Origin of the sequence: Nocardia aurantia, from assembly GCF_009604425.1 — a bacterium.
GTDB lineage: Bacteria > Actinomycetota > Actinomycetes > Mycobacteriales > Mycobacteriaceae > Nocardia > Nocardia aurantia.
Genome location: NZ_WEGI01000006.1, coordinates 1 through 22356 on the forward strand (window position 1 = coordinate 1; position 22356 = coordinate 22356).

Sequence of the window (22356 nt, forward strand, 5' to 3'; positions counted from 1 at the left end):
ATGAGCAGCCTCGACCTTGTACTCGGCCGTGTACGAACGGCGCTTACGAGACGGAGGCATAGCAGACATCCTTCCAGCAGGACCACGATCCTGCTAAATCGGTGTCCGCTGCACAGGGTGAACCTCACGGTGGGTCTGGACCGTTCGGCGAAGCGGTGGTCGCTTCGGCGTCCCGATGGATCGGGAAGGCCGACTATGCCTGGGGTGGTGGCACCGTCGACGGGCCCTCGTCAGGTGGCGAGTATGGCATGTTCGATTGCAGCGGGCTGACCATGTACGCCGTCTTCCAGGCCGGCGGCGGCCGCATCTGTCTCGGGCACTACACCCAGAACCAACAGGATGATCCACGCGCTGCCGTCGTCCCGTTCGAGCAGCGGGCAGTTGGGGACCTCGTCTTCTTCACCGAATAAGGCGCAACCGACTCACATCATGTCGGCATCTACGCCGGACGCGATGCCAACGGACGCGACCTGGTCCTCATTGCCTCGGACTGCGGCCAGAATGTCGAGGGCGAGCCGTTGACCGACTGGCAGGGTCAACGCTGGGATGGTTGCGTCTGTCATCCGGCTGTTGCGACCGTGACAAGGTGCTCGAAGGCGGCGATGGCCGCAACCTCCGGCAGCCGCCGAATCGCGCCATTCTGCGCCCACTGTCCTTCGGACACTTCATGAATCACGCACGACGTCATAACCATTCGGCCGTCGTCTCCTGCGGCGGCGACCGCCGCATCCTGGAGTTCCCTGGCGAACCGCTCCTTGCGGGCGCCGTCGAGTACGCCGGCACTGACCTGCCAGTCGATGAATACACCGGCGACCGAGTCATCAACGGACGTGGCGGCAGAATAAAAGTGTCCCGGCGCCAACTCATCGAACAGCACCAGCGCCCTGATCCGCGCCTCCGGTACGTCGGGCACCGATTCGGCGCGGCAGGCCGCCTCGGTCAGCGCCACCGCCAGTCGGGTGCGCTGATCGTCGTCGAAAGCGCTGGGCGTCAACGTCACTCGCAGTAAGGGCATGTCCACTCCTGATTTTCCGGTTGCTCTCATCCTGTCAGTTCGACAACGACAAACCAGTGGCAGGATTGACTAGTTCCTTGCATACTTCGCCATATGCTCGGTATCGACCTGCTGATCCTGAACGACGCCAGTGCCGCTGCGGTCGGCGCGACGGTCGATGTCGTATCCGCAGCCAATCGCATCCTCGGGACGACGGAGTTCGATCTGCGCCCGGTGTCACCGACGCGCCGGGTGGCTCTGCGTGGCGGACTGGCCACGCAGGCCGACCCGCTCGCACGTGCGACTCCGCAGGCCCTGATCATCGCGCCGGGGCTGGGCGCCGCCGATGCTCAGGAGATCGACGAACGGCTCAGCCGGCCCGATGCGCACGTGGCGGCCCGATGGCTTCGCGACGCTGCCGCCAACGGAACCGAGATCGCGGCATCGTGCACTGCGGTCTTCCTCCTCGCCGCTGCGGGTGTGCTCGATGAGCGCCGGTGCGTGACGACGTGGTGGCTGGGCACCGAGCTGGCGCGCACAGCGCCGGCTGCCCGGGTGGTCGTCGACGAGATGGTGGTGCACGACGGACCGATCTGGACGGCGGGCAGCTCCTTCGCGCACATCGACCTGATGCTCGCGCTGATGCGCCACCACAGCGGCGGCGCCCTGGCCGATGAGCTGGCCAGCCGCCTGCTGATCGATCAACGCACCTCGCAGGCAGCCTTTCTCATCCCGTCACACCTCGCCGCCCGTGACGAGACGGTGGCTGAACTCGAATCCTATGTGCGTGCACATCCAGCAGAAACCCATACCCTGGCTTCGATGGCGCGCCGGTGCGGGATGAGCGAACGCACACTCGCCCGGCGCACCGAGGGCGCCGCCGGGCTGAGCCCATTGCAGCTCGTCGCCCGAGTAAGGCTCGAGCGAGCGCTGCACCTACTCCGGACCACGCAACTGCCGCTGGAACAGGTGGCGGCGGCCGTCGGCCTCAGCGACCCAGCCAGCCTCCACCGGCTGGTAAAGAAACACACCGGCCGGTCGCCGGGGGCGACCCGTCCGAGTGCGCGGCACTGAAGCCACCAGTGCTCCGCGCCTGTTCGTCGGCCCACGCGGCGTTGACCGTGCGGTAGCCGACGTCCTACTCGGCCTGCAGTTCCCGGCCCGGCCTGCCCGCTCTCGAGTCCCGGCGAATCGCCGCGTACAGCTTCGCCTCGGAGTGCTTCGGTGACACGAGTCCACTCTTACAAGCCGTTCCAGACGGATATCAGCCTGATCCTGTCACTACATATCACGTGATGCCAAAATCGCGAACACCACACCTCACAGTGGCGGCAGGCGGGTCGTGAAATCGCCACTGTGAGTGGCTCCACCGATGGTGGCGCCGAATTCGCTGGAAGCACCGCACATTTCGGTGCTGTGATGGAAACAGGAAGTAGTTGTTCAATCGGCGAAGCAAGACCTGTCGCACTCGATGCTTCATCCGGGTCGGACCGAACCCCGGGCAGCGGTCTCCACCGAATATCGTTGCGGTTGTGGCGCACCGAGCATCCGGGGCGCCGCACGCTGTCTTCCCTCCGCACCGTACCGAGCCACCAGGAACGGAGGTCGGCCGCGGCCCGCACCACGCTCGAAGGTGGCCCACCGTCACTCCGGATTCGCTGCGGCCCGGCGGGCGGCGAGCTCGGCGCGGGACCGGATGCCGAGCTTGGCGTAAATACGCGTCAGGTGGTATTGAACGGTCTTGACCGAGAGGAACAGTTCGGCAGCGACCTCCTTGTTGCTCCGCCCCACGGCCACGAGAGCGGCTACCGCTTCTTCCTGCGGAGTCAGGTCGTCGAAGCCACGCTGCATCCGGACAGCGTTCACTCCGCCGGCGGCGAGTTCGCGGTCACAGCGAGCGACATAGGTGTCCGCGCCGAGTGCGACATACGCATCGCGGGCCGTAGAGATCACCGCGTCGGCCTCGGCGCGCCGCCCGGCGCGGCGGAGTGCCTGCCCGAACGCGAAGTGCACGCGGGCGCGGTCGTAGCGCAGCGGCAGCGGCTCGAGCAGGGCGATGGCGCGGACGAAGCAGGCACGCGCGGCATCGATGTCACCGCGGTGTCCGTGCCAGCGGCCGCGGGCGTAAGCCAGCCGCGCGGTGGCCGAGCCGTGGTCGAAGGCGGCTGCGGCCTGCTCGTGCGGGCGCAGGAACGCGTCGGCGTCGTCCTGTCGGCCGGTGGCGACGAGCGCGTTGGCGTAGACGTCGGCCCAGGGCCAGTAGCCGGGCTTGTCGACCCATTCCCGAGCCCAGGGCTCGGTGAGCGGTGCCAGCGCGCGAAGGACGGCCGGATAGTCGGCACGGGCTTCGGAAAGGGCAGCCCGAGCGAGCGCTGCGGGGACGCGCATCATCTCGTACTCGCGGGCGCCGGCGTCGCCGGAGCGGAGGCAGCGTTCGGCGGCATCCCAGTCACCGCGCAGCGCGTGGATCTGGGTGCGGGTCCACTCCAGCAGTGGGACGAGCAGGCTCATCCCGGAGCGCTGGGCGAGTTCGACACCGGCGGTGGCGGTGCGCAACGCCTCCTGCCAGTCGCCGGACTGGAATTGCACGCGGGCGAGCCAGGCGCGCGCCCACAGCGAGATGCGCACCGATCCGCCGAGAAAGTCGATCGGCACCGCACTCTGCAACTCCTCCCGTGCCCGGTCGAGGTCGTCGCCCGCCAAGTGCAGCCACCCGGATGCCATCGTCACGCGCTGTGCCACAGGGCCTTCCGGCACGCGCTCGACGAGAGCCCCGTAGCCCTCGAGCGCCACGTCGATGCCGCGCAGCGGCGCGATGCCGAGGCCACGGATGGCAGCGGCCTCGACCGCGGTCGGGGTGTCCGGATCGACCAGCTCGATAGCGCGGTCGGACCACAACACCAGGTCACGGGGGCGGCAACGGACAAGGTGATGCAGCACGTAACGCTGAGCGATCAGCGAGGCCGTTGGGGCGTCCCGGGACGGATCGACCAGTTTCCACGCCCGCGCGAGGCGGCTTTCGGCCTCGGCCGGGCGACCGCGGACCACCGCGAGGTAGCCGAGCACGGCATTGCGCAGCGGAGTCTCGTGGAGGGATTCGAGAACGGTGAGATAGCGGGAGGCACGCGGGACCTCTCCGGCGCCGACCAGCGCGTCTACGGCGCGCATCAGTCGGCCTGCTCGACTCTCGTGCTCGGTGCTGGCGTGCGCGGCGAGCATGAGCAAGTCGCCGGCGGCCGCCCAGGCGCCCTGACGGGCTCGGTCGGCTGCGAGTTCGTCGAGTCCATTCGCCAGTTCGGCGTCCGGGCGCGGCGAGGCGAACCAGCGATGCCGCAACGCGACCGCGGCGTCCAACGTTGTTTCCGCGGCGCGGGTATGCAACTCAGCGCAGCGCACCGGACCGGCGTGGGCCAGGACCGCGCGACGCACCACTGGATCGGGCAGCCGTACCACTGTCGCGTGTTCGTCGAGGGTGATGAGCAGGCCCGCGCGGGCAGCGACGGCCACGGCGCGGACGGTGTCGCCGACGCGCCCGACACGACCTGCGGACTCGACAGCGACGACGGGGGCCTGGCGGTCGGCGGCTTCCAGCACGGCTACCGAGTGCACGAGGTCTGTCGCGGGCTTGTCCAACCCGTCGAGCAGGGCGGACACCGCGCGGGCTGCGGTAGCGGGGGCGGGCAGCGAAAAGTACGGAGCGTCCCAGTCCGCCGGCGATACCTCGTCCAGCAACTCGACGACATTGCGGATCCGGCCGCCTGAGTGCCGGAGCAGCCGGTCGATCTGAGCGGGTGAGAACCCGAGCCCGCGTCCGTCGGCCAGCGCACCGACGTCGGCGGTGCCGATCGCGGTCAGGTGAACAATGTGATCGGCAGCGGCCCGAACCACGTCGCGTAATCGATCGGAGGGTTGCTGTGCTCCGGGATCGTAGGGGTCCGTATCGCGCCATCCGAGCAGCACCAGCACGCGTGGCGGATCCGGGCGCCGGCCCATGCTCACCAGCGTCTGCAGGGTGAAGGAGTCGACGTAGTGCGCGTCCTCGAGCAGAATCACCGCGTCCCAGCTGTCCGCTGCGGACTGCGCGAGGGCAGCACGCCACCGTTCGGCGGTCTTCGCCGGTGATTGCGGCTCGGGCACCACGATTCCGGCGAGGCCGTCGCCGGCCGCGGTCTCCCACGGCAGGCCGAGCAGCCGATACACGGTGGCGGCCCGGACGTCCCGGTCGATGCCGCAGTGGTCGGCGACGGCGCGCATGAAGGTCGTCAGGCCGCCGCCGGCGGGAGCGGTCACCACGACGATCGCAGAGGAACGTCCCGGTCGTGCTGTCCGGGCGAGAAGCTGGTCCAGCGCGGCGCGCCGGGCCGGCACCAGCGGGGGACCTGACCTCACCTGCTCACCATAAGGTCTCGATGTGCCCGAAATGTGCTGGTCCCTGGGACGCGGGGCGATTCGCATATGGTTCAGCCGAGATCACCGCCGGCCACCGGGAGCACCGTTCCGGTGATGTAGGACGCCTCCGGCGAGGCCAAGAAGGTGATGGCGGCGGCCTGCTCGTCGAGGGTGCCGTAGCGGTGCATCGGTGAGCTGTTCAGAGTCTGGTCGATGTGGGCCTGGAACCAGGCTCGCTCGCGGTCGCCGCGCAGCTGGGGCGTGCCGCGCGAGATCCGGCGTGGCGGCGCTTCGGTACCGCCGGGAGCGGTGGCGACCACCCGGATTCCCTCATCGGCATATTCCAGGGCGAGCGAGGCGGTGATGGCGTTGACCCCGCCCTTGGCCGCGGAGTACGGGATGCGGTGGATACCGCGGGTTGCCGCGGAGGAGACGTTAACGATCACGCCGGAGCGTCGCTCGACCATGCCGGGCAGCACCGCGCGGCAGGCCAGGAGGGTGGTCATGAGCGAGCGGTCGATCTCGGCGCGGATCTCGTGGTCGGTGAACTCGGTGAAGGGCTTGAAGTTGATCGCGCCGCCCACGTTGTTGATCAGCACGTCGACCCGGCCGTGCCGCTCGATCGCGCGTTCGATCAGGGTGCGGGCACCGTCGCCGGTCTCCAGGTCGCAGATCACCGGATCGGCGTCGAGTTCGCGGGCGAGCTCGCCTACCAGTTCGGAGCGGTCCGCCACCAGGAGTGTCCCGCCTTCGGCGGCGACCCGCCGGGCGACCTGGGCGCCGATACCCTGAGCGGCGCCGGTGACGATTATCACCTGGCCGCTGAACCGGCCCGGGGTGATGAAGCGCGGCCGGTGCTCGGCGGCGGTGGCGGCCATTGCCCGGCGCATGGTCTGCTTGGATCGCGACGCGTGTGCGGTCACCATTTGCCTGGCGCGTTCGCGGTCGCCGGCTTCGAATGCCTCGACGATCTCGACGTGGTCGGTGGCGCAGCGCGGATGGCACCAGGTGGCGTTGCGCAGCACCTCGGCCATTCGCCCTTTCACCCCGAGCGCCTGGTATGCCTGCAGCAGGTGGTCGTTGCCGGTGAGGCCGAACAGGTAGTCGTGGAAGGTGGCGTTGCTCTCGGTGTAGGCGGCGGCGTCGGTGAAGCGCTCGCCGTCGACATAGGGCAACGTCGCCTCCGCCAGCAGCCGATAGCCGGCCAGCTGCTGGGAGGTGAGCCGGCCCAGCGTCAGCTCGAGGGCGCCGAGTTCGAGGGCCTGGCGGGCCTCGAAGAGTGCGTCCGAGGACTGCACGTCCGGGTGTTCCTCGCCGATCTGGTACCCGTCGGGCGCGGTGTCGGCGCTCGGCGCGACCGCCGGCTCCGGCTGCATGGCGTCGCCGGCGGACGGGAACATCTTCTGTCCGGCGATGGCGCGCGCGCCGGTGATCAGCAGATCGGCCTCGGCGTCGATGCCGATGAGCTGTCCTTCGGTGCCGGGAGCGGGCATGCCCATGAGCTGTCCGGCGATACGGCGCACGGTGTCGCCGGGATCGCTCGTTCGCGCCCGGCCGGGCCACGGTGCCAGGTCGGCGGCGGGCAGCAGGACCTGACCGGCGACGGCTCTGGCATCGGCCGCTTCCAGCAGCACCTCGGCAGGCGGAATTGTTTGCACCACAGCCACTTTCGCTTCATTACCGGTTCGGGCGTCGTTGCCCGCAACCGCGAGCGCGAACTTCTCGTAGTAGAAGCCGGCGGGTTCGACTCCGGCGTCGGCCAAGTGTGTTCGTACCGATTCCACCATCCGGGGCGGCCCGCACAAATAGACGGCGACGTTGCCGTCGTACAGGTGCTCGGAGCGGATCAGGCTCATCACGTAGCCCTTGTTCTCCGCGGTGCTGGCCGGGTCGGTGACAACGTGGTCCCAGGTGAGCCCGGGTAGTTCGGCCGCGACCTGTTCGATCTGGTCGAGCGCGACGAGGTCGTCGTCGGCGCTGACCCCGTAGATCAGGTGCGCGGTGCGGGTGCTGCCGTCGGCGCGCAGCTTGCGCAGCATGGACAGGATCGGGGCGAGCCCGGTGCCGCCGGCCAGCAGCAGCACCGGACGGTCGGTGTCGCGTAGGAAGAACGAGCCGTGGGGGCCGGTGAAGGTCAGCTCGTCGCCGACCTCGGCGCGGTCGGTGAGGTAGGTCGACATCGCACCGCCGGGCGTGATCTTGATCAGAAAGCTCAACCGCTCCTCGTGCGGGGCGTTGCTGAACGAGTACGAGCGCCCGACCTCCGTACCGGGCACCGCGATGTTGACGTACTGCCCGGGCAGAAAGGCCAGGTCTCCGCGGTTGGGGATCTCGACCGCGAGCTCGACCGTGGTGGCCGAGAGCCGATTGAGGCCGACGACCGTGGCGGTGAAACTACTCGCCTGGGTCTTGGCGATCTCGGAGGTGCTGGCGATCTGCAGCACCAGATCCGAGCGGGGCCGCATGCTGCACGGCAGCACGTAGCCGCGCGCGGCCTCGTCGGGCGCCAGGGCGTCGTCGATGTAGGTGCCGCCGTCGTAGTCACCGGATTCGCACAGCGCCTTGCAGGTGCCGCAGGCGCCGTCGCGGCAGTCCAGCGGGATGTTGATGCGCTGGCGGTAGCTGGCGTCGGCGACGGTCTGGTCGGCCCGGCAGGTGATGAACCGGGTCACGCCGTCCTCGAAGGACAGCGCCACCCGATGCGTGGTGACTTCGGTGTCGACGGTCATGGCTCCCTGCTCCGGGCTGTGTGGGTGTTGTGATCAGAAGTGGTAGACGTCCACCACGTGGTGGATGTAGTCGTTCTTCAGCACCACGGTCTTGCGCCGGATCAGTGGCTGTTCACCGCTGAAATCGATGGTGTAGAAGGAGGTTCCGTAATACGGGTCGACCGTCTTGTAGCGGAAGTACATGGTGTGCCAGTTGAAGCGCACGTCCACGATGTCGCCGCGGCGCTCGATCACCTCGACGTTGCTGATGTTGTGGCTGGTGCGCGGCTCCGGGATCGAGGTCGCCGAGGAGCGCTCGGTGCGGATCCGGAACACCCGGTCCTCGAGCCCGCCCTTGTTCGGGTAGTAGATCAGCGAGATGTCGGTTTGCGGGTTCTCCACCAGCAGGTCGTTGTCGTCCCATGCGGGCATCCAGTAGACGACGTCGTCGGCGTAGCACTCGAGCCATTTTTCGAATTCGCGGTCGTCGAGGTAGCGGGCCTCGCGGTAGAGAAACTGCACGATCGCGTTCTGGGTGATCAGCTTGGCGCCGGCGACGTTCTCGGTCGTGGTCATTCTCAGAACTCCTCGCCGCTGTGCTCGCGCGCCACCGCGGCGAGCAGGGTGTCACGCCAGTAGGCGTGCTGGACGGGGTAGAGCCCCTCGTCCTCGTTCTTCTGTCCGGCCGAGATGACGCCGTCCATGCCGAGGGAGGTGGCGACCTCGTCGGGGCCGGTCAGCCAGTGCTCGGCGCCGCGGCTCATGTCGTTCCACGGGGCGGCCTCGGCCTGGAAGGTGAGCTGGCAGGAGCGGAACTCCTCGAGGTCGTCCGGGGTGGCCATGCCGGAGGCGTTGAAGAAGTCCTCGTACTGCCGAATCCGCCAGGACCGTGATTGGGCGGTCTCGCCCTTGGGAGCGATGCAGTAGATGGTCACCTCGGTCTTGTCCGGCGCGATCGGGCGGAAGTGCCGGATCTGGGTGGAGAACTGATCCATCAGGTAGACGTTCGGGTACAGGCACAGGTTGCGCGAGCCCTTGATCATGAACTCGCCCTTGGCGTCACCGAAGCGCTCCTTCAACTCTTCCATCCGATCCCACAGCGGTCGGTCCTGCGGATTGCCCGCCCAGGTCCACAGGCACAGGTGCCCGTTCGGGTAGGACCAGTAGCCGCCGCCGGACTTGCCCCACTGCCCGGCGTCGAGGGTCTTGGTCGAGTTCTTCGACTCGCCGGTATTGCGCCGGGAGGTGGTGGCCGCGTAGTTCCAGTGCGTCGCGGTCACGTGGTAGCCGTCGGCGCCGTTCTCCGCCTGCACCTTCCAGTTGCCGTCGAAGGTGTAGGTCGAGGAGCCGCGCAGCACCTCGAGCCCGTCCGGCGACTGGTCTACGAGCATGTCGATGACCTTGGTGGTGTCGCCGAGGTGCTCGGCCAGCGTGCTCACGTCGGGATTCAGACTGCCGAACAGGAAACCGCGGTAGCTGTCGAAGCGCGCGACCCTGGTCATGTTGTGCGAGCCGTCACGGTCGAAGGACTTGGGGTAGCCGGCGCCGTCGGGATCCTTGACCTTCAGCAGGGTGCCGTCGTTGCGGAAGGTCCAGCCATGGAACGGGCAGGTCAGTGTGGCGCGGTTGTCAGTCTTGCGCCGGCAGATCATCGCGCCGCGGTGGGCGCACGCGTTGATCAGGCAGTTCAGCGTGCCGTCCTTGCCCCGGGTGATCACGATGGGCTGGCGGCCGATGTACGTGGTGAAATAGTCGCCGGGATTCGGGACCTGACTCTCGTGCGCGAGGTAGATCCAGTTGCCCTCGAAGATGTGCTTCATCTCGAGTTCGAAGATCTCCTCGTCGGTGAAGATCCGGCGATTCGTGCGGTAGACCCCTGCCTGCCGGTCCTCCACCACGGCGGAGGCCAGGGTATTGCTGAGGCGATCCAGCATCTCGGTCATTCGAACTCCTGCATTCGTCTGCGGTGCCCGGGCGGGGCGGTCGATACCCAGAGAAACACGGCGTGTTCTACGCCACACCAGCGTTTTTCCTAGGTCTGTATCGGATGTCTATTTGTCATTGGGGCTCAGCGCACCGGTGCCGCCACATGCTCGATGATCACCGCGGAAACCCGCTCGGGCTGCTCGACATTGGCCAAGTGTGCCGCCGGGCCGACGGTGACCAGCCGAGCGTGGCCGATCGCCTCGGCGATGAGGTGGGCGTGTGTGGGCGGGGTCGCGGCGTCGTCGGTGCCGGCAACGACCACGGTCGGTGTGGAGATCGCTGCGAGTTGCGTTGTGATGTCGAAAGATTCGATGGCCTCGCAGCACCCGGCATAGCCTTCGTCCGGCGTGTCGGCCACCATGGCGACGTAGTCGGCGGCGGCGTCCGGGTGGGCGTCTCGCCAGCCGGGGGTGAACCACCGGTCCACGACTGCCTCGGCGATCGAGGCGGTGCCGTTCGCTCGGACGTGGGCGGCGCGCGGGCCGTAGATGCCGCGCCCGCCCAAGTCGGCCGAGGTGCAGCACAGAGCGAGCGTGTGCAGCCGGTGTGGGGCGTGCACGCCGAGCCACATTCCGACCATGCCGCCGAGCGACAGCCCGGCCACGTGGGCACGCTCGATACCGTGCCGATCCAGCAGTGCCAGCAGGTCGCCGGCCAGCTCGGCCATCGAGTATCGCCCGGCGGGCACAGGCGATCTGCCGTGGCCACGGTGGTCGTAGCGCAGCACCCGGAATCCGGCGGCCACCAGCGCTGCGGCCTGCGGCTCCCACATGCGCAGGTCGCTGCCGAGCGATCCGCTCAGCACCACTGCGGGGGCGTCCTCCGGCCCTTCGGCCAGCGCGTGCACGGCGATGCTCATCGGCCCTCCTGCACGATCGCCGCCCCCTGGCCGACGCCGATGCACAGCGCGGCCGGCCCTCGTTGGGCGCCGGAGCGCCGCATCTCGTGTGCCGGTTGCAGCACCACCCTGCCCTCGGCCGCGGTGGAGGGCAGCCCGATGCCGACGAAGCACCGTGAGCCCGCGTGCAGCCTGCGGGCGGCGGCGGCGGTCATCATCTCGTCGGCGGTGTACTTGGTCGAATCGGTTGCCGCAGTGTCAGTTTCGATCATGGTTATACGTTCCTCCCGAGGTGGATGGTGTCGTCGAGCCACCGCACTGACCAGGTCGGCCACGGCGTCGGCCAAGGTCGTCAGCATCGCCACGTCGAGGGCCTCGTCTTCGGTGGATGGGTCAGGAGGTCGCGGTGACGCGCCGCTCGGTCTCGTCCGCGACGGCGGAGTCATGGCTGGTCAGCGGCAGGATCTCGAGGCGCATGTACGGGAACAGCGGCAGGTTCCACAGGATCTCGTGCAGTTCGTCGGCGGAGGCGACGTCGAAGACGCTGATGTTACTGTACTGGCCGACGATGCGCCACAGGTGCCGCCAGGTGCCCGCCCGCTGCAGGTCCTGGCTGTAGACCTTCTCGCGTGCGACGATCTCGGCGCGGCGAGCCGGATCGAGCGAACCGGGAATGCTGACGTCCATGCGAACGTGGTAGAGCGCCATGGTGTTCGGCTCCTTCAGGTACGGGTGAATGCCGCGACGGCGGCGGGATCGAGGTCGACGCCCAGGCCGGGCCCGGTGGGCAGCGCGACGCCGCCGTCGCCGTAGTGCAGCGACTCGGTGAGCAACTCCTCGGCGAACAGCAGAGGCCCGAACAGTTCAGTGCCGAAGTCGATGCCCGGCTGGCTGGCGGCGAAGTGGATGGCGGCGGCGGTACCGATCGGGCCCTCGATGGAGGTGGCGCCATGGCAGGCCAGACCGGCCGCACGGGCCACCGCGACCACCTCGCGGCTGCGGGCGAGCCCGCCGCACTTGGTGGTCTTGACCGCGATCACGTCGGCGGCGCGCAGCCGGGCGACGGTCAGCACGTCGTGCGGGGTGTGCACGCTCTCATCCGCCATCACCGGCACTGGCAACAGCGCGTTCAACTCGGCCAGCACCTCCAATTGCTCACCGGGAGTGGGCTGTTCGATCAGCTCGACCCCGCCCTCGGCGAGCACGGGCAGGTAGCGCAGCGCGGTGAGCCGGTCCCAGCGGGCGTTGATATCGACCCGCACGCCCGCCCGGCCCGCCAGCGCGCGCGTCACCGCCAGCACCCGCTCGGTGTCCTCGGCCGGGTCCAGCGCGCCCATCTTGAGCTTGAAGCTGTGGTGCAGCTTGCGCTCCAGCTTCTCCTCGGCCTCGGCGACGATCGCCTCGACCGGCGCCGCACCCAGCGCCCAGGTGACCTGGACGCTGTCGCGGAAGGCGCCGCCGAGCAGCACGTGCACCGGGATCCCGAGGGCGCGGGCCCAGGCGTCGTGCAGCGCGACGTCGACGCCCGCCTTGGCGAAGAGGGCTCCGCTGACCACCCGCTCGATGTCGAGCCCGATCGCGGTGATCTCGTCGACGCGGCGGCCCATCAGGACCGGCGCGATATGCCGTTCGACGATGGCCTGCATAGTCTCCACGGACTCGCCGCCCCACCACGGTCCGCCGGGCACGACGCCCTCGCCGTAGCCGACGGTGCCGCCTGCGGTCCGGATCTCGACCAGCAGCAGGGGCTGGACGGTCATGGAGGTGGTTGCGAACTTGTGCGGGCGGACCAGCGGCACGTCCAACACGGTCGTGCGCAGCGAGTCGATGGTGAGGTCGTGCACCGAAGGCGCCTTTCGATCAGATCAGGCCGGGTCGAGGACGAAGTCGTAGTCGACGTGCTCGACGCCGTCGGTGTCTGCGGTCGGGCGCAGGATCAGCTCGGGCTTGACCGCGGAGGCCACGTCGTCGTCCACCCAGTCGCCGCCCACGAAGTAGAGCTGGGTGGTGATCGTGCGCTTGTCCGGCGCCTTCACCATCAGGTGCAGGTGCGCGGGGCGCCACGGATGCCAGCCCGCCTTCTCGATGAACCAGCCGGTGGGGCCGTCGGTGGGGATCTGGTAGGGCGCGGGGCGCACCGTGGTGATGGCGAAGCGGCCCTGCTCGTCGACCTCGACGGTGCCGCGCAGGATGCCGTCGGGCACGTTCGGGGCGAAGTGAGAGTAGTAGCCCTGTGCGTCGGCGTGCCAGATCTCGATGGTGGCGCCGGGCAGCGGGGCACCCTCGAGGTCACGGACCTGGCCGGCGAAAACGAGCGGTGTGCCCTGCTCGTCCGTGCGCATCGGCAGCGTGCTCACCGCGGGCAACCGCGGGGTGTCAGCGACGTAGTAGGGGCCCTCGATGCTGCCCTTGGTGCCGCTGTGACCGCGGTAGGCGACCTCTTCGATGTTGTGCTCGACGAAGACGTCCAGCCACAGGGGCCACTCGCCGTATTCGCCGACGTCGATCAACCACTGCTTGAGCACGCGGTACTCAGGGTAGGTGATGCCGTGGTCGTCGATGATCCGGCCGAGTGCCTGCAGAACATCGGTTGCGATCGCGGCCAGCCGCTCCGGTGGGGTGTCGGTGCTGACGCGGGCGGCGGCGAACTTGGCGGTGGCCGCGGCGCCGGATCCGGCGGCGGTGGGCTGCTGCTCGAGGGTGGTCATGGCGGGTCTCCTGAAAAATGGGCGGGGGAGTTCCACGCGATGCGCGAAGAGGTTGTACGCTGCGCGTACATTTACGACGCTTTGCGTACACATTCACTGTGCGTGGCGTCACATCCGATTGTCAATCGAATCAGCTCGGGCAAATGCCCAGTCCCGGCCCAGGAGGGGTACGTGAGCGTCAACGAACGCGACTTCGTCCAGAGCATCGATCGGGCGTTCGCGGTACTGCGCGCTTTCGACGCGCGGCGGCCGAACCCCACCCTGGCCGAGTTGGCCGAGGCCACCGAACTCTCCCGGCCCGCGGTCCGGCGGATCCTGCTCACCCTGCGCGAGCTCGGCTACGTCACCGACGACACCGGACACTGGAGCCTCACCCCCCGCATCCTCACCCTCGGCGAGCACTACTCCGCGGCCAACGCCCTGGTACAGGCCGCGATGCCGCATCTGGTGCGGATCGCCGAACGCACCGCGGAGTCCGCCTCCCTCGGCGTGCTGGACAACGGCTGGGTCATCTACGCCGCCCGGGTGCCGGTGCGCCGGATCATGAGCATCAACGTCGCCGTCGGCACCCGGATCCCGGCCTACGCCACCTCGATGGGGCGCGCGCTGCTGGCCTGGGCGCCCGAGGCGGTGGTCGCGGAGGTGCTCGACGCCGCCCCGCTGGATCGACTGACCGCGCGCACCATCACCGACCCGGCCGCGCTGCGCGCCGAACTGGCCGGCGTGCGCGAACGCGGCTACGCGCTGACCTTCGGCGAACTCGAGGACGGACTGATATCGCTGGCCGCGCCGGTCCGCGACGCCACCGGCGCGGTGGTCGGCGTACTGGCCTCCTCGACCTCCGCGGGCCGCTCCACCCCGGCCCGGCTACGCGCCGAGGTCGCGCCGATCCTGCTTACCCACGCCGACCGGCTCAGCACCGAACTCGGATACCGGCCCGCCGATTCGTGAGACGCCCGGACCGGGCCGAGCGGTTAGGTCTAGTGCGAAGTTCTCAGAAAGCCCGGCGGCGGCCGACCAAGGGCGCTGAGAGACCGACCCTCAGCTCGTCGCCCCCTCCGTGTCCGCCCGAGGAAACGCGCGCAGCGCCGAGCGGAGCCATTGGTGGGCCGGGTCGCCGTGGTGAGTAGGGTGCCACCAGAACGCCTCGGCCAGGTGGACCACGTCCCAGGGACACGGGAGGATTCGCACTCCGGCGGCGGTGGCGAGGCGGTCGGCGATGCGGCGTTGCAGCAGGGCGATGCGGGGAGTTCCGGCGACCATGAACGGGACGGGGAGGAAGCTCTCCACCACGACCCGGACATCCGGATCGATGCCGAGCAGCCGAAGCTGCCGCACCGCGGGCGTGAAGGCGGTCGGCGCGTGATAGGTGACGACCCACGGCATTTCGGCGAGCCGCTCCAGTGTCACGGTGTCGCCGACGTCGGTGTTGTCGCGGGACACGATGAGCACCCAGTCGTCGGTGAACACGTCGATCGACGGGACACCGGACAAGAAACCGTGCGGCAGGAACATGCCGTCGACGGCGCGCAGCGACTCGGGGGCCTGATCCACGTGGGCCGCGACCTGCTGCCGCAGGCGCAGGCGCACGCCCGGGGCCTGCTCGCCGATGACCTGCACCAGTTCGTCGGCGGCCACCATCGCGGCGTAATCCGATACCAGGACGGTGAATTCCCGCGTCGCGGTCGCCGGGTCGAAGGCCGGGACCGCTTCGAAAACGCGGACGACGCCCGCCAGCGCGGTGCTCGCCGGTTCGCGCAGCAATTCGGCCAGCGGGGTGAGCTCGTACCGGTTGCCGGTGCGATACAGCAACTCGTCGTGGAAGTGCCGCCGCAGCCGGCGCAGGGCGGCGGATACTGCGGGCTGGCTCAGTTGGAGTTGTTCGGCGGCGCGGGTCACATTGCGTTCGCGCAGCAGCGCGTCGAGCGTGGTCAACAGGTTGAGGTCGAGATTGCGCAGCGCACCACCGGTCATGACAGGACCATAAACCAGATAAATAGCTAGCATCAACGATCCACACTTCCCTGATGGTGATCTGCGCCGCACAGTGGTTGCAGTCACACCGTCGCAGCTGTGCGCGGCGGATCACGAAAGCCACTGGAGTCTGTTGTGTCTGCTGTCCAGAACGTCTTGGTGATCGGTGCCGGAGCCGCCGGCACGGCCACCGCGATCCTGCTCGCCGAGGCGGGGGTCTCGGTCGACGTCGCCGAGGCCAAACCCGATGTCGCCGCCCTGGGCTCGGGTATCACATTGCAGGGCAACGCGTTACGCGTGCTGCACCGGCTCGGGGTGTGGGATCGGGTGCTGGCCGCGGGTTACGCCTACGACACGCTCGGCCTGCGGGCCCCCGACCCGGAGGGCACCCTGCTGGTCGAGCTGACCGAACTGCGCACCGGCGGCCCGGAACTGCCCGCCAACCTGGGCATGTTCCGGCCCGAGCTGGCGCGGATCCTCGTCGAACGGGCCGCGGCGGCGGGGGCGAACATCCGCTTCGGCGTCTCCCCGGTCGCGCTGACCTCCGACGAGCACGGGGTGGACGTCGAGTTCTCCACCGGCGCCGCCGCCCGCTACGACCTGGTGGTGGGGGCCGACGGCATCCGGTCGTGGACTCGCCGCGCGCTCGGCATCGATGTGGAGCCGCGCCCGACGGGGATGGGCATCTGGCGGGTCTTCGCCGCGCGCCCGGACTCGATCACGCGGACCGATCTGTACTACGGCGGCCCGTCCTACATCGCCGGTTACTGCCCTACCAGCGAGGACACCCTGTACGCGTATCTGGTGGAAGCCGGTCACGACCGCTCGGGGCTGAGCCCGGACGAGCAACTGTCGACCATGCGTGAGCTCGCGGCGGCCTATCACGGACCGTGGGACGAGATCCGCGCCGCGATGACCGATTCCGGGCGCATCAACTACGCCACGTTCGAAACCCACGTGATCGACGGTCCCTGGAACCGCGGCCGGGTCGTGCTGATCGGGGACGCCGCCCACAGTTGCCCGCCGACCCTGGCACAGGGCTGTGCGCAGGCCCTCGAGGACGCGACCGTGCTGGCCGAGGTGCTCCTCGCCCACGAGCGGGTGTCGGACGCACTGTGGGACGAGTTCACCCGCCGCCGGCTGCCGCGGGCCAAGGACGTGGTCGAGTCGTCGGTCCAGCTGGGGCAGTGGCTGCTCGACGGGGTGCCGGGCGACGTCCCGGGCCTGATGACGCGCATTTCCGAGCTGCTCGCCGAACCCGCATGAGCCGCAACAGTATTCACCCATTTCTATCGAGAGGAAGGTAGTGCGGTGACTGAGCGATTGATCACGCATCTGCGCCACGTCGACCTGGCCGTTCCCGACTACGACAAGCAGTTGGAGTTCTATACGACGATGTGGGGTCTCGAGCCCGAGATCGCCGAGGACGGCCTCGCGTTCCTGGCCGCCGCGGGTTCGCCGGAACAGTATTCGGTACGCCTGCGCAGGGCCGAGGAGAAGAGACTCGACCTGATCGCCTTCGGCGCGGCGACCTCGGCGGACGTGGACGCGCTGGCCGAACGCCTGCTCGCCGACGGCGTCACGCTGGTGACGCGCCCCGAGCGTCTCCAAACCCCCGGCGGCGGTTACGGATTCCGGTTCTTCGACATCGACGGGCGCACGATCGAGGTGTCCGCTGACGTCGCGGTCCGGCGGCACCGCAAGGTCGAGGAAGGCGAGGCGGTGCCGGTCAAGCTCTCGCATGTGGTGATGAATTCGCCGAATCCCGAAGCGGCCGTGGCCTTCTACAGCAAGCACCTGTCGTTCGCGCTGTCGGACACGCTCATGCATCCGCGGATGGGCGAGATGATGTGGTTCCTGCGCACGAACCGGTTCCATCACAGCGTCGCCATCGCCCGCGGGCCGCACGTGTCCCTGCATCACGCCTCGTTCGAGATGCGCGGCATCGACGAATACATGCGCGGCACCGGACGGCTGCTGCGCGGCGGCATCGAGAAGGTGTGGGGCCCGGGCCGACACATGGCCGGTAACAACACCTTCAGCTATTTCCTCGACCCGCACGGCAACACCGTCGAATACACCACCGAACTCGAGGTGCTGGACGAGGACAGCTGGCATCCGCACCTCTACGACTTCTCCGATCCCATGGTCACCGATCAGTGGGGCACCGCGAATCCGATGGAGGAGTTCGTGGCGCGGAAGTCGTTCAACGACCCCGACCGCGGCTGCTTCGTCGCCCCTCCGGTCTGATGCGGCTCGCGACCTTCACCGCCGACGATACGGCGGAGACCCGCGTCGGGGTCGTTCACGACGAGCAGGTGTACGCGTTGCCCGCCGAAGCGACGATGCGCGAACTCATCGACGCCGGGCTCGCCGAGACGCTCCGGCTGGGCGAGCGGGCGCGCGCCGAAGGCGACGGGCGCCCGCTGTCGCGGGTGCGGCTGCTCGCGCCGCTGCGCCCGGCGTCGGTGCGCGACTGCGTGGCGTTCGAGGAACATGTCGAGGGCGTGCGGCGCAGCGTCTCCGGGCAGCACGGCGTGCCCGACGCGTGGTTCGACGCGCCGACGTTCTACTTCACCAACCCGCACGCGATCCTCGGCCCCGGCGAGGAGGTCCGCTTCCCCGCCGGGTGCGCGGTGCGCGACTTCGAACTGGAGGTCGCCGTGGTGGTCGGACGCGCGGGCAGCTCCCTGACCGAATCCGATGCGCGGCAGGCGATTTTCGGCTACACCATCATGAACGACTGGTCGGCGCGGGATCTGCAGAGCCGCGAGATGCAGGTGACGCTCGGCCCCGCCAAGGGCAAGGACTTCGCCACCAGCCTCGGGCCCTGGATCGTCACCGCCGACGAACTCGAGCCCTACCGCGACGCCGACGGTTTTCTCGCGCTCACCGGCACCGCGGCGGTCAACGGCATCGAGGTCGGGCGCGATGTGCTGGCCAACGCGGGCTGGACATTCGAATCGATGATCGCCTACGCCTCCCGCGACAGCCTCGTCCTGCCCGGCGATGTGATCGGCTCCGGAACCTTCGGCAACGGCGGATGCCTGGCCGAGCTGTGGGGTCGCCACGGCGCCCAGGATCCGTCACCGCTGCGGCCCGGTGACGAGGTGGCCCTCAGCGTCGAGGGCATCGGAACACTCAGCGGCACAGTCGGTGTCGCCGACGCCGCGCCACCCGGCACACCGGTGCGGCGACGCCGATACACGGATCACCGAGAGGAGCCGACATGACCCTCACCGGACGCACTGTCGTCGTCACCGGAGCGGCCTCCGGCATCGGCGCGGCCGTCGCGGACGCGGTGCGGCAGGCCGGGGGCAGCGTCGTCGCGCTGGACCGTACCGAAGCTCCCGACGTCCGACGTCACGATGTGCGCGACCCGAGGGCGTGGTCGGCGTTGGTGGACGACCTGTCCGGCGAGCCGGTACACGGCCTGGTCAACTGCGCAGGTGTCACCTGGCGCGCCCGCCTGGGCGACGTCACCCCCGAGGCGCTGGCGGACACCTACGCGGTGAACGTGGGCGGCCCGGTGCAGGCCATCCAGTCGCTGACGCCGCTGATGCCGGCCGGCGCGTCGATCGTCGCCCTCGGCTCCCTCGCGGCACTACAGGGCCACTACCCCTTGGCCTACACCACCAGCAAATGGGCGCTGCGTGGCATGATCCGCACGGCCGCAATGGAATTGGGGGAACGCGGCATCCGGGTCAACGCTGTGCATCCGGGTTTCATCCAGACCCCGATGACCGCATCCGCACCCGCCGAGTTCGAGGCTGCCTCGATCGCGGCCGCGCCGCTGGGCCGCGCGGGCACGCCCGAGGAGGTCGCCTCAGTCGTGGTCTTCCTACTCGGCCCCGGCGCGTCCTATGTCACCGGCGCCGAGATCTCCGTGGACGGCGGAGCGGCCGCCCACGGTGGAGCGAAACCGGTGTCGGACGCGCTGCGGCCGCTGTACCGCTCTCCCGCACAAGACGATTGAGTGAGGAACCTGTCATGTTCGAATACTTTCCCGGCAACTACGTCTGGAATCTGGGCGTCGTCGCGGCGCTCAACAGCGGTGGCCTGATCGACGAGGTCGACCGCGCCTGCCGCCCGATCCGCGAACTCGCCGCCCAGGGGTCCGACGTCGGCACCGGCGAATTCATGGCCGCCTGGCGCGCGGTCGCCGACCGCCTCGAACACCAAGCGGCACAATCGGAGAAGGCCGGGCACCTGCGCACCGCGGGCCAGGAGTACTTCCGCGCCTCGGTCTACGTCGCGCAGGCCGAGCGGATGCAGAGCGCGAAGGACCCCAGCCGGAACGCCGAGTATCAGCGCAGTGTCGATCTGCTGCTGAAAGCCTGTGCGCTGATCGACCCCGCGACCACGAAAGTGGCTGTCCCCTACGAGAATACGACGCTGCCCGCCTACTTCCACAACGCCGCCACCGACGGCCGACCGGCACCCGTACTGATCATGTGGAACGGCTTGGACTCCACCAAGGAGATGATGGTCGGCGCGGGCGTCCACCGCGAACTGGCCGCGCACGGCATCTCCACCCTCATGGTCGACTGCCCCGGCAGCGGCGAGGCCCTGCGGTTGCAAGGGTTGACCGCGCGCATCGACACCGAGGTCTGGGCCGCGGCCTGCGTCGACTGGCTCGAGGCCCGCGACGACGTGCGCGCCGACCGGATCGGCGTGGCCGGATGGTCCCTCGGCGGCTACTACGCGCCCCGCGCCGCGGCGTTCGAGAAGCGGCTCGCGCTGTGTGTCGCCTGGGGCGCCAACCACAACTGGGGCGAGGTGCAGAAGCGGCGCCTGGACCGCGAAGGCGAGAACCCGGTGCCGCACTATTGGGATCACGTGCTGTGGGTGTGGGGCCAACCCGACGTCGACACCTTCATCGACTTCGCCGCCGACATCCACCTCGACGGCGTGGTCGAGAAGCTCACCGTGCCGTTCCTCATCGCCCACGGCGAGAATGACCGCCAGATCCCCGTCGCCTACGCCCGCCGCTCCTACGAACAGGCCACCCACAGCCCCAAACGCGAACTGCGGATCTTCACCCCCGACGAGGGCGCGACCGAGCACATCGGTCTCGACCATCTCCCGTACGTCACCGGCTTCATCGCGAACTGGATCAGCGACACCTTCGCCGAACTGGACGCGAAGCAAGGCCTCGCCGGATGAACGCAATCGGCTCGCGCGGCAAAGGTTTGGACAAGGTGGTCGGCTCCGCCACCGACGCAGTTGCCGATATCGCTTAGGGATCGACCCCGCCGTCGGCGGCTTCGCGCTGTGCGTGATTCCGCCGGTTCTGATCGGCGCGCTGCTCCAGCAGGGAGCCACCGATCTGGAAGCAGTGTCGAACAACTGCGGTGTCGACGACGCGGGCCTGGGGTCGCTGCTGGCGGCCCATCGGCTGCGCCGGGTCGCCACGTTCATCCCGGAAGGCTGGCAGTCCCGAGGTGACACGGACCTGGACCTGCTGCGCTGGGACGAGCGCTACACGACGCAGTACAGCCACTCGCCGGAGATGCTGCTGGACCTCGCCCGGCAGGCCGGCGACTGGAAACGCACCGACGACCAGGTCCTGCTCGATGCCATGGCGGCGTACGGGGCAGAGCTGGCGAAAGACGCGGCGGCCCACCGGAAACCGGTGAAGAGGTGGTGATAAAGATGCACGGATGCGGCGCCGACCGCCGCGGCGGCCTCACCTACCGCTGGTCCACCAGCGACGACAGCATCTACGGCACCGACAGCAAAACGCTCCCGTAGGAGCGGACCTTCTGGACCGACGACAACGGCCGGCTGATCGGCCGCCCCCAGGGCGGAGCCGCCGCCCAGCACTGGACGTTCAAATCCTGGACCTCACCGCCGGCGGCGAAGTCCGACGGTGAAGCCGTCCTGCGCACCGGCCTGTTCGGACCCCTCACCGCCATCTTCGGCTGACAGCCCGGTCACCCAGCTGAGTGCCGGGATCCACATAGCACGTCGACGCTGGTCCTCTGCGGTGGTCTGGGTCGGACAACTGTCTATCGCGGTCCGGCGTTGTGGAGGTCGGCTTTCCGTTGGACGAGGTAATCGTTGCCAGGTACGGGTTGCCCGGGTGGGCGCAGCGGGCCGCGGTGCCGTCGTGCAGGTGTAGCAGGCTGGCAAGGACCGGGGCGGGCAGGTCGGCGGCGAGGCCGCCAGCCAGCAAGGACACGACCAGGCCCGAGCCGGTGCCCGCCCTCGCCCGTCCATGGCGATACCTCTGTCTTACCGTGCCCCATCACCTCACACAGTTGCACATGGCCAAGCTGGTCGCTTCGGAGCAACACGGCAAGAACATGCTCCGCCGCGACGCGCTCGCGGCGGTGTGCCGGGTCCTGGATCCCCACTGCTGCTGAGTCGGGTGCCCGGCAATCGGGGGGTCAGTTGGTGTGCGGCGCCGGTGGCGTGGTGATGCGGTCGGCTCGCTGCCGGCCGTGGGCGACGGCGAGCTGGGTGCGTAGTGATGCGATCTCGTCGGTGAGTTCCCTGATCCGGGTGTGGGCGAGCTCGAGGCGGCGCAGCCACGATTCCTCACCGGTCCGCTGCCCGGCGGGCCGGCCTCCGGCCGGTACTCGGTGATGGCGGGCGCGCAACCGTGTGATCTGGTCGTGGAGGTCGGGCTGGGTGTAGAGCACCGGAAGTCACCATCGACGAAACCGTCGCCAAGACCGGTGCGCCGGTCGCGGTAGCTGGGCAGTAGGCGCAGCTCAGCCTCTCTGCAGACTCGTAACCGCCCTCCTCGAGCAG

General features: G+C 69.0%; 20 protein-coding genes and 1 pseudogene. 9 read left to right on the forward strand and 12 right to left on the reverse strand.

The annotated features are described in order from the left end of the window. Window positions 1-155 precede the first annotated feature (155 nt). On the forward strand, window positions 156-410 hold the full coding sequence (locus tag NRB56_RS38945; RefSeq protein ID WP_153342284.1) for an NlpC/P60 family protein: 255 nt from the start codon (window positions 156-158) through the stop codon (window positions 408-410). A 149-nt stretch (window positions 411-559) separates the two neighbouring features. On the opposite strand, the gene NRB56_RS14150 is transcribed toward NRB56_RS38945, so the two are convergent. Then, window positions 560-1015: a tautomerase family protein gene (locus tag NRB56_RS14150; RefSeq protein ID WP_153342286.1), complete on the reverse strand. Its 456-nt coding sequence runs from the start codon at window positions 1013-1015 to the stop codon at window positions 560-562. Window positions 1016-1108: 93 nt separating this feature from the next. On the opposite strand from NRB56_RS14150, the gene NRB56_RS14155 reads away from it, so the two are divergent. Next, window positions 1109-2068: a GlxA family transcriptional regulator gene (locus tag NRB56_RS14155; RefSeq protein WP_153342288.1), complete on the forward strand. Its 960-nt coding sequence runs from the start codon at window positions 1109-1111 to the stop codon at window positions 2066-2068. A 570-nt stretch (window positions 2069-2638) separates the two neighbouring features. On the opposite strand, the gene NRB56_RS40130 is transcribed toward NRB56_RS14155, so the two are convergent. The 9 genes from NRB56_RS40130 to catA form a co-directional block, all read right to left on the reverse strand. After that, entirely contained in the window at window positions 2639-5383 is a 2745-nt protein-coding gene (locus tag NRB56_RS40130) for a LuxR C-terminal-related transcriptional regulator (RefSeq protein ID WP_319942991.1), read from the reverse strand. 71 nt (window positions 5384-5454) lie between these two features. After that, window positions 5455-8112 (reverse strand): benzoate 1,2-dioxygenase electron transfer component BenC, encoded by a 2658-nt coding sequence (gene benC, locus NRB56_RS14165; RefSeq protein WP_153342292.1) that lies wholly within the window; start codon window positions 8110-8112, stop codon window positions 5455-5457. A 33-nt stretch (window positions 8113-8145) separates the two neighbouring features. After that, window positions 8146-8667: a benzoate 1,2-dioxygenase small subunit gene (gene benB, locus NRB56_RS14170; RefSeq protein ID WP_153342294.1), complete on the reverse strand. Its 522-nt coding sequence runs from the start codon at window positions 8665-8667 to the stop codon at window positions 8146-8148. A gap of 2 nt (window positions 8668-8669) precedes the next feature. After that, window positions 8670-10034, reverse strand: a complete 1365-nt coding sequence (benA, locus tag NRB56_RS14175; RefSeq protein WP_153342296.1) for a benzoate 1,2-dioxygenase large subunit — start codon at window positions 10032-10034, stop codon at window positions 8670-8672. Window positions 10035-10159: 125 nt separating this feature from the next. Further along, a complete protein-coding gene (pcaD, locus tag NRB56_RS14180) occupies window positions 10160-10936 on the reverse strand; it encodes a 3-oxoadipate enol-lactonase (protein WP_153342298.1) in 777 nt (258 codons plus the stop codon). Next, the gene (locus NRB56_RS38955; RefSeq protein WP_264767023.1) at window positions 10933-11187 is read right to left on the reverse strand and encodes a hypothetical protein; all 255 of its coding nucleotides are present in this window, start codon (window positions 11185-11187) and stop codon (window positions 10933-10935) included. Before NRB56_RS38955 ends, pcaD begins: the two co-directional genes overlap by 4 nt. Window positions 11188-11308: 121 nt before the next feature. Continuing rightward, window positions 11309-11623 carry a muconolactone Delta-isomerase gene (gene catC, locus NRB56_RS14190; protein ID WP_153342300.1) on the reverse strand — a complete coding sequence of 105 codons (315 nt, stop codon included), beginning with the start codon at window positions 11621-11623 and terminating at the stop codon, window positions 11309-11311. 14 nt (window positions 11624-11637) lie between these two features. Further along, window positions 11638-12759: a muconate/chloromuconate family cycloisomerase gene (locus NRB56_RS14195; RefSeq protein WP_319942992.1), complete on the reverse strand. Its 1122-nt coding sequence runs from the start codon at window positions 12757-12759 to the stop codon at window positions 11638-11640. Between the two features lie 21 nt (window positions 12760-12780). Beyond that, window positions 12781-13623: a catechol 1,2-dioxygenase gene (gene catA, locus NRB56_RS14200; protein WP_153342302.1), complete on the reverse strand. Its 843-nt coding sequence runs from the start codon at window positions 13621-13623 to the stop codon at window positions 12781-12783. 171 nt (window positions 13624-13794) lie between these two features. Here catA and NRB56_RS14205 point away from each other — a divergent pair, with 171 nt between their 5' ends. Further along, a complete protein-coding gene (locus NRB56_RS14205) occupies window positions 13795-14574 on the forward strand; it encodes an IclR family transcriptional regulator domain-containing protein (RefSeq protein ID WP_319942993.1) in 780 nt (259 codons plus the stop codon). A gap of 90 nt (window positions 14575-14664) precedes the next feature. Here NRB56_RS14205 and NRB56_RS14210 read toward each other — a convergent pair whose 3' ends face one another. Then, complete coding sequence (locus NRB56_RS14210; protein ID WP_153342306.1) at window positions 14665-15597, reverse strand: LysR family transcriptional regulator; 933 nt, start codon at window positions 15595-15597, stop codon at window positions 14665-14667. A gap of 135 nt (window positions 15598-15732) precedes the next feature. Here NRB56_RS14210 and NRB56_RS14215 point away from each other — a divergent pair, with 135 nt between their 5' ends. From NRB56_RS14215 to NRB56_RS40135, 6 genes and pseudogenes are all read left to right on the forward strand, one after another. Further along, window positions 15733-16863: an FAD-dependent monooxygenase gene (locus NRB56_RS14215; protein ID WP_319942994.1), complete on the forward strand. Its 1131-nt coding sequence runs from the start codon at window positions 15733-15735 to the stop codon at window positions 16861-16863. 45 nt (window positions 16864-16908) lie between these two features. Then, window positions 16909-17847 carry a VOC family protein gene (locus NRB56_RS14220; protein ID WP_319942995.1) on the forward strand — a complete coding sequence of 313 codons (939 nt, stop codon included), beginning with the start codon at window positions 16909-16911 and terminating at the stop codon, window positions 17845-17847. Further along, on the forward strand, window positions 17847-18830 hold the full coding sequence (locus NRB56_RS14225) for a fumarylacetoacetate hydrolase family protein (RefSeq protein ID WP_153342308.1): 984 nt from the start codon (window positions 17847-17849) through the stop codon (window positions 18828-18830). Before NRB56_RS14220 ends, NRB56_RS14225 begins: the two co-directional genes overlap by 1 nt. Further along, window positions 18827-19573, forward strand: coding sequence for an SDR family NAD(P)-dependent oxidoreductase (locus tag NRB56_RS14230; RefSeq protein WP_153342310.1), 747 nt, complete (start codon window positions 18827-18829; stop codon window positions 19571-19573). The genes NRB56_RS14225 and NRB56_RS14230 overlap by 4 nt, the downstream gene beginning before the upstream one ends. A 14-nt stretch (window positions 19574-19587) precedes the next feature. Beyond that, window positions 19588-20763: an alpha/beta hydrolase family protein gene (locus NRB56_RS14235; RefSeq protein WP_153342312.1), complete on the forward strand. Its 1176-nt coding sequence runs from the start codon at window positions 19588-19590 to the stop codon at window positions 20761-20763. Window positions 20764-20789: 26 nt separating this feature from the next. Beyond that, window positions 20790-21004, forward strand: a pseudogene (locus NRB56_RS40135) (CoA-transferase); the annotation flags it as partial. 985 nt (window positions 21005-21989) lie between these two features. Here NRB56_RS40135 and NRB56_RS14250 read toward each other — a convergent pair. Beyond that, window positions 21990-22244, reverse strand: coding sequence for a hypothetical protein (locus NRB56_RS14250; RefSeq protein ID WP_153342314.1), 255 nt, complete (start codon window positions 22242-22244; stop codon window positions 21990-21992). Window positions 22245-22356 lie beyond the last annotated feature (112 nt).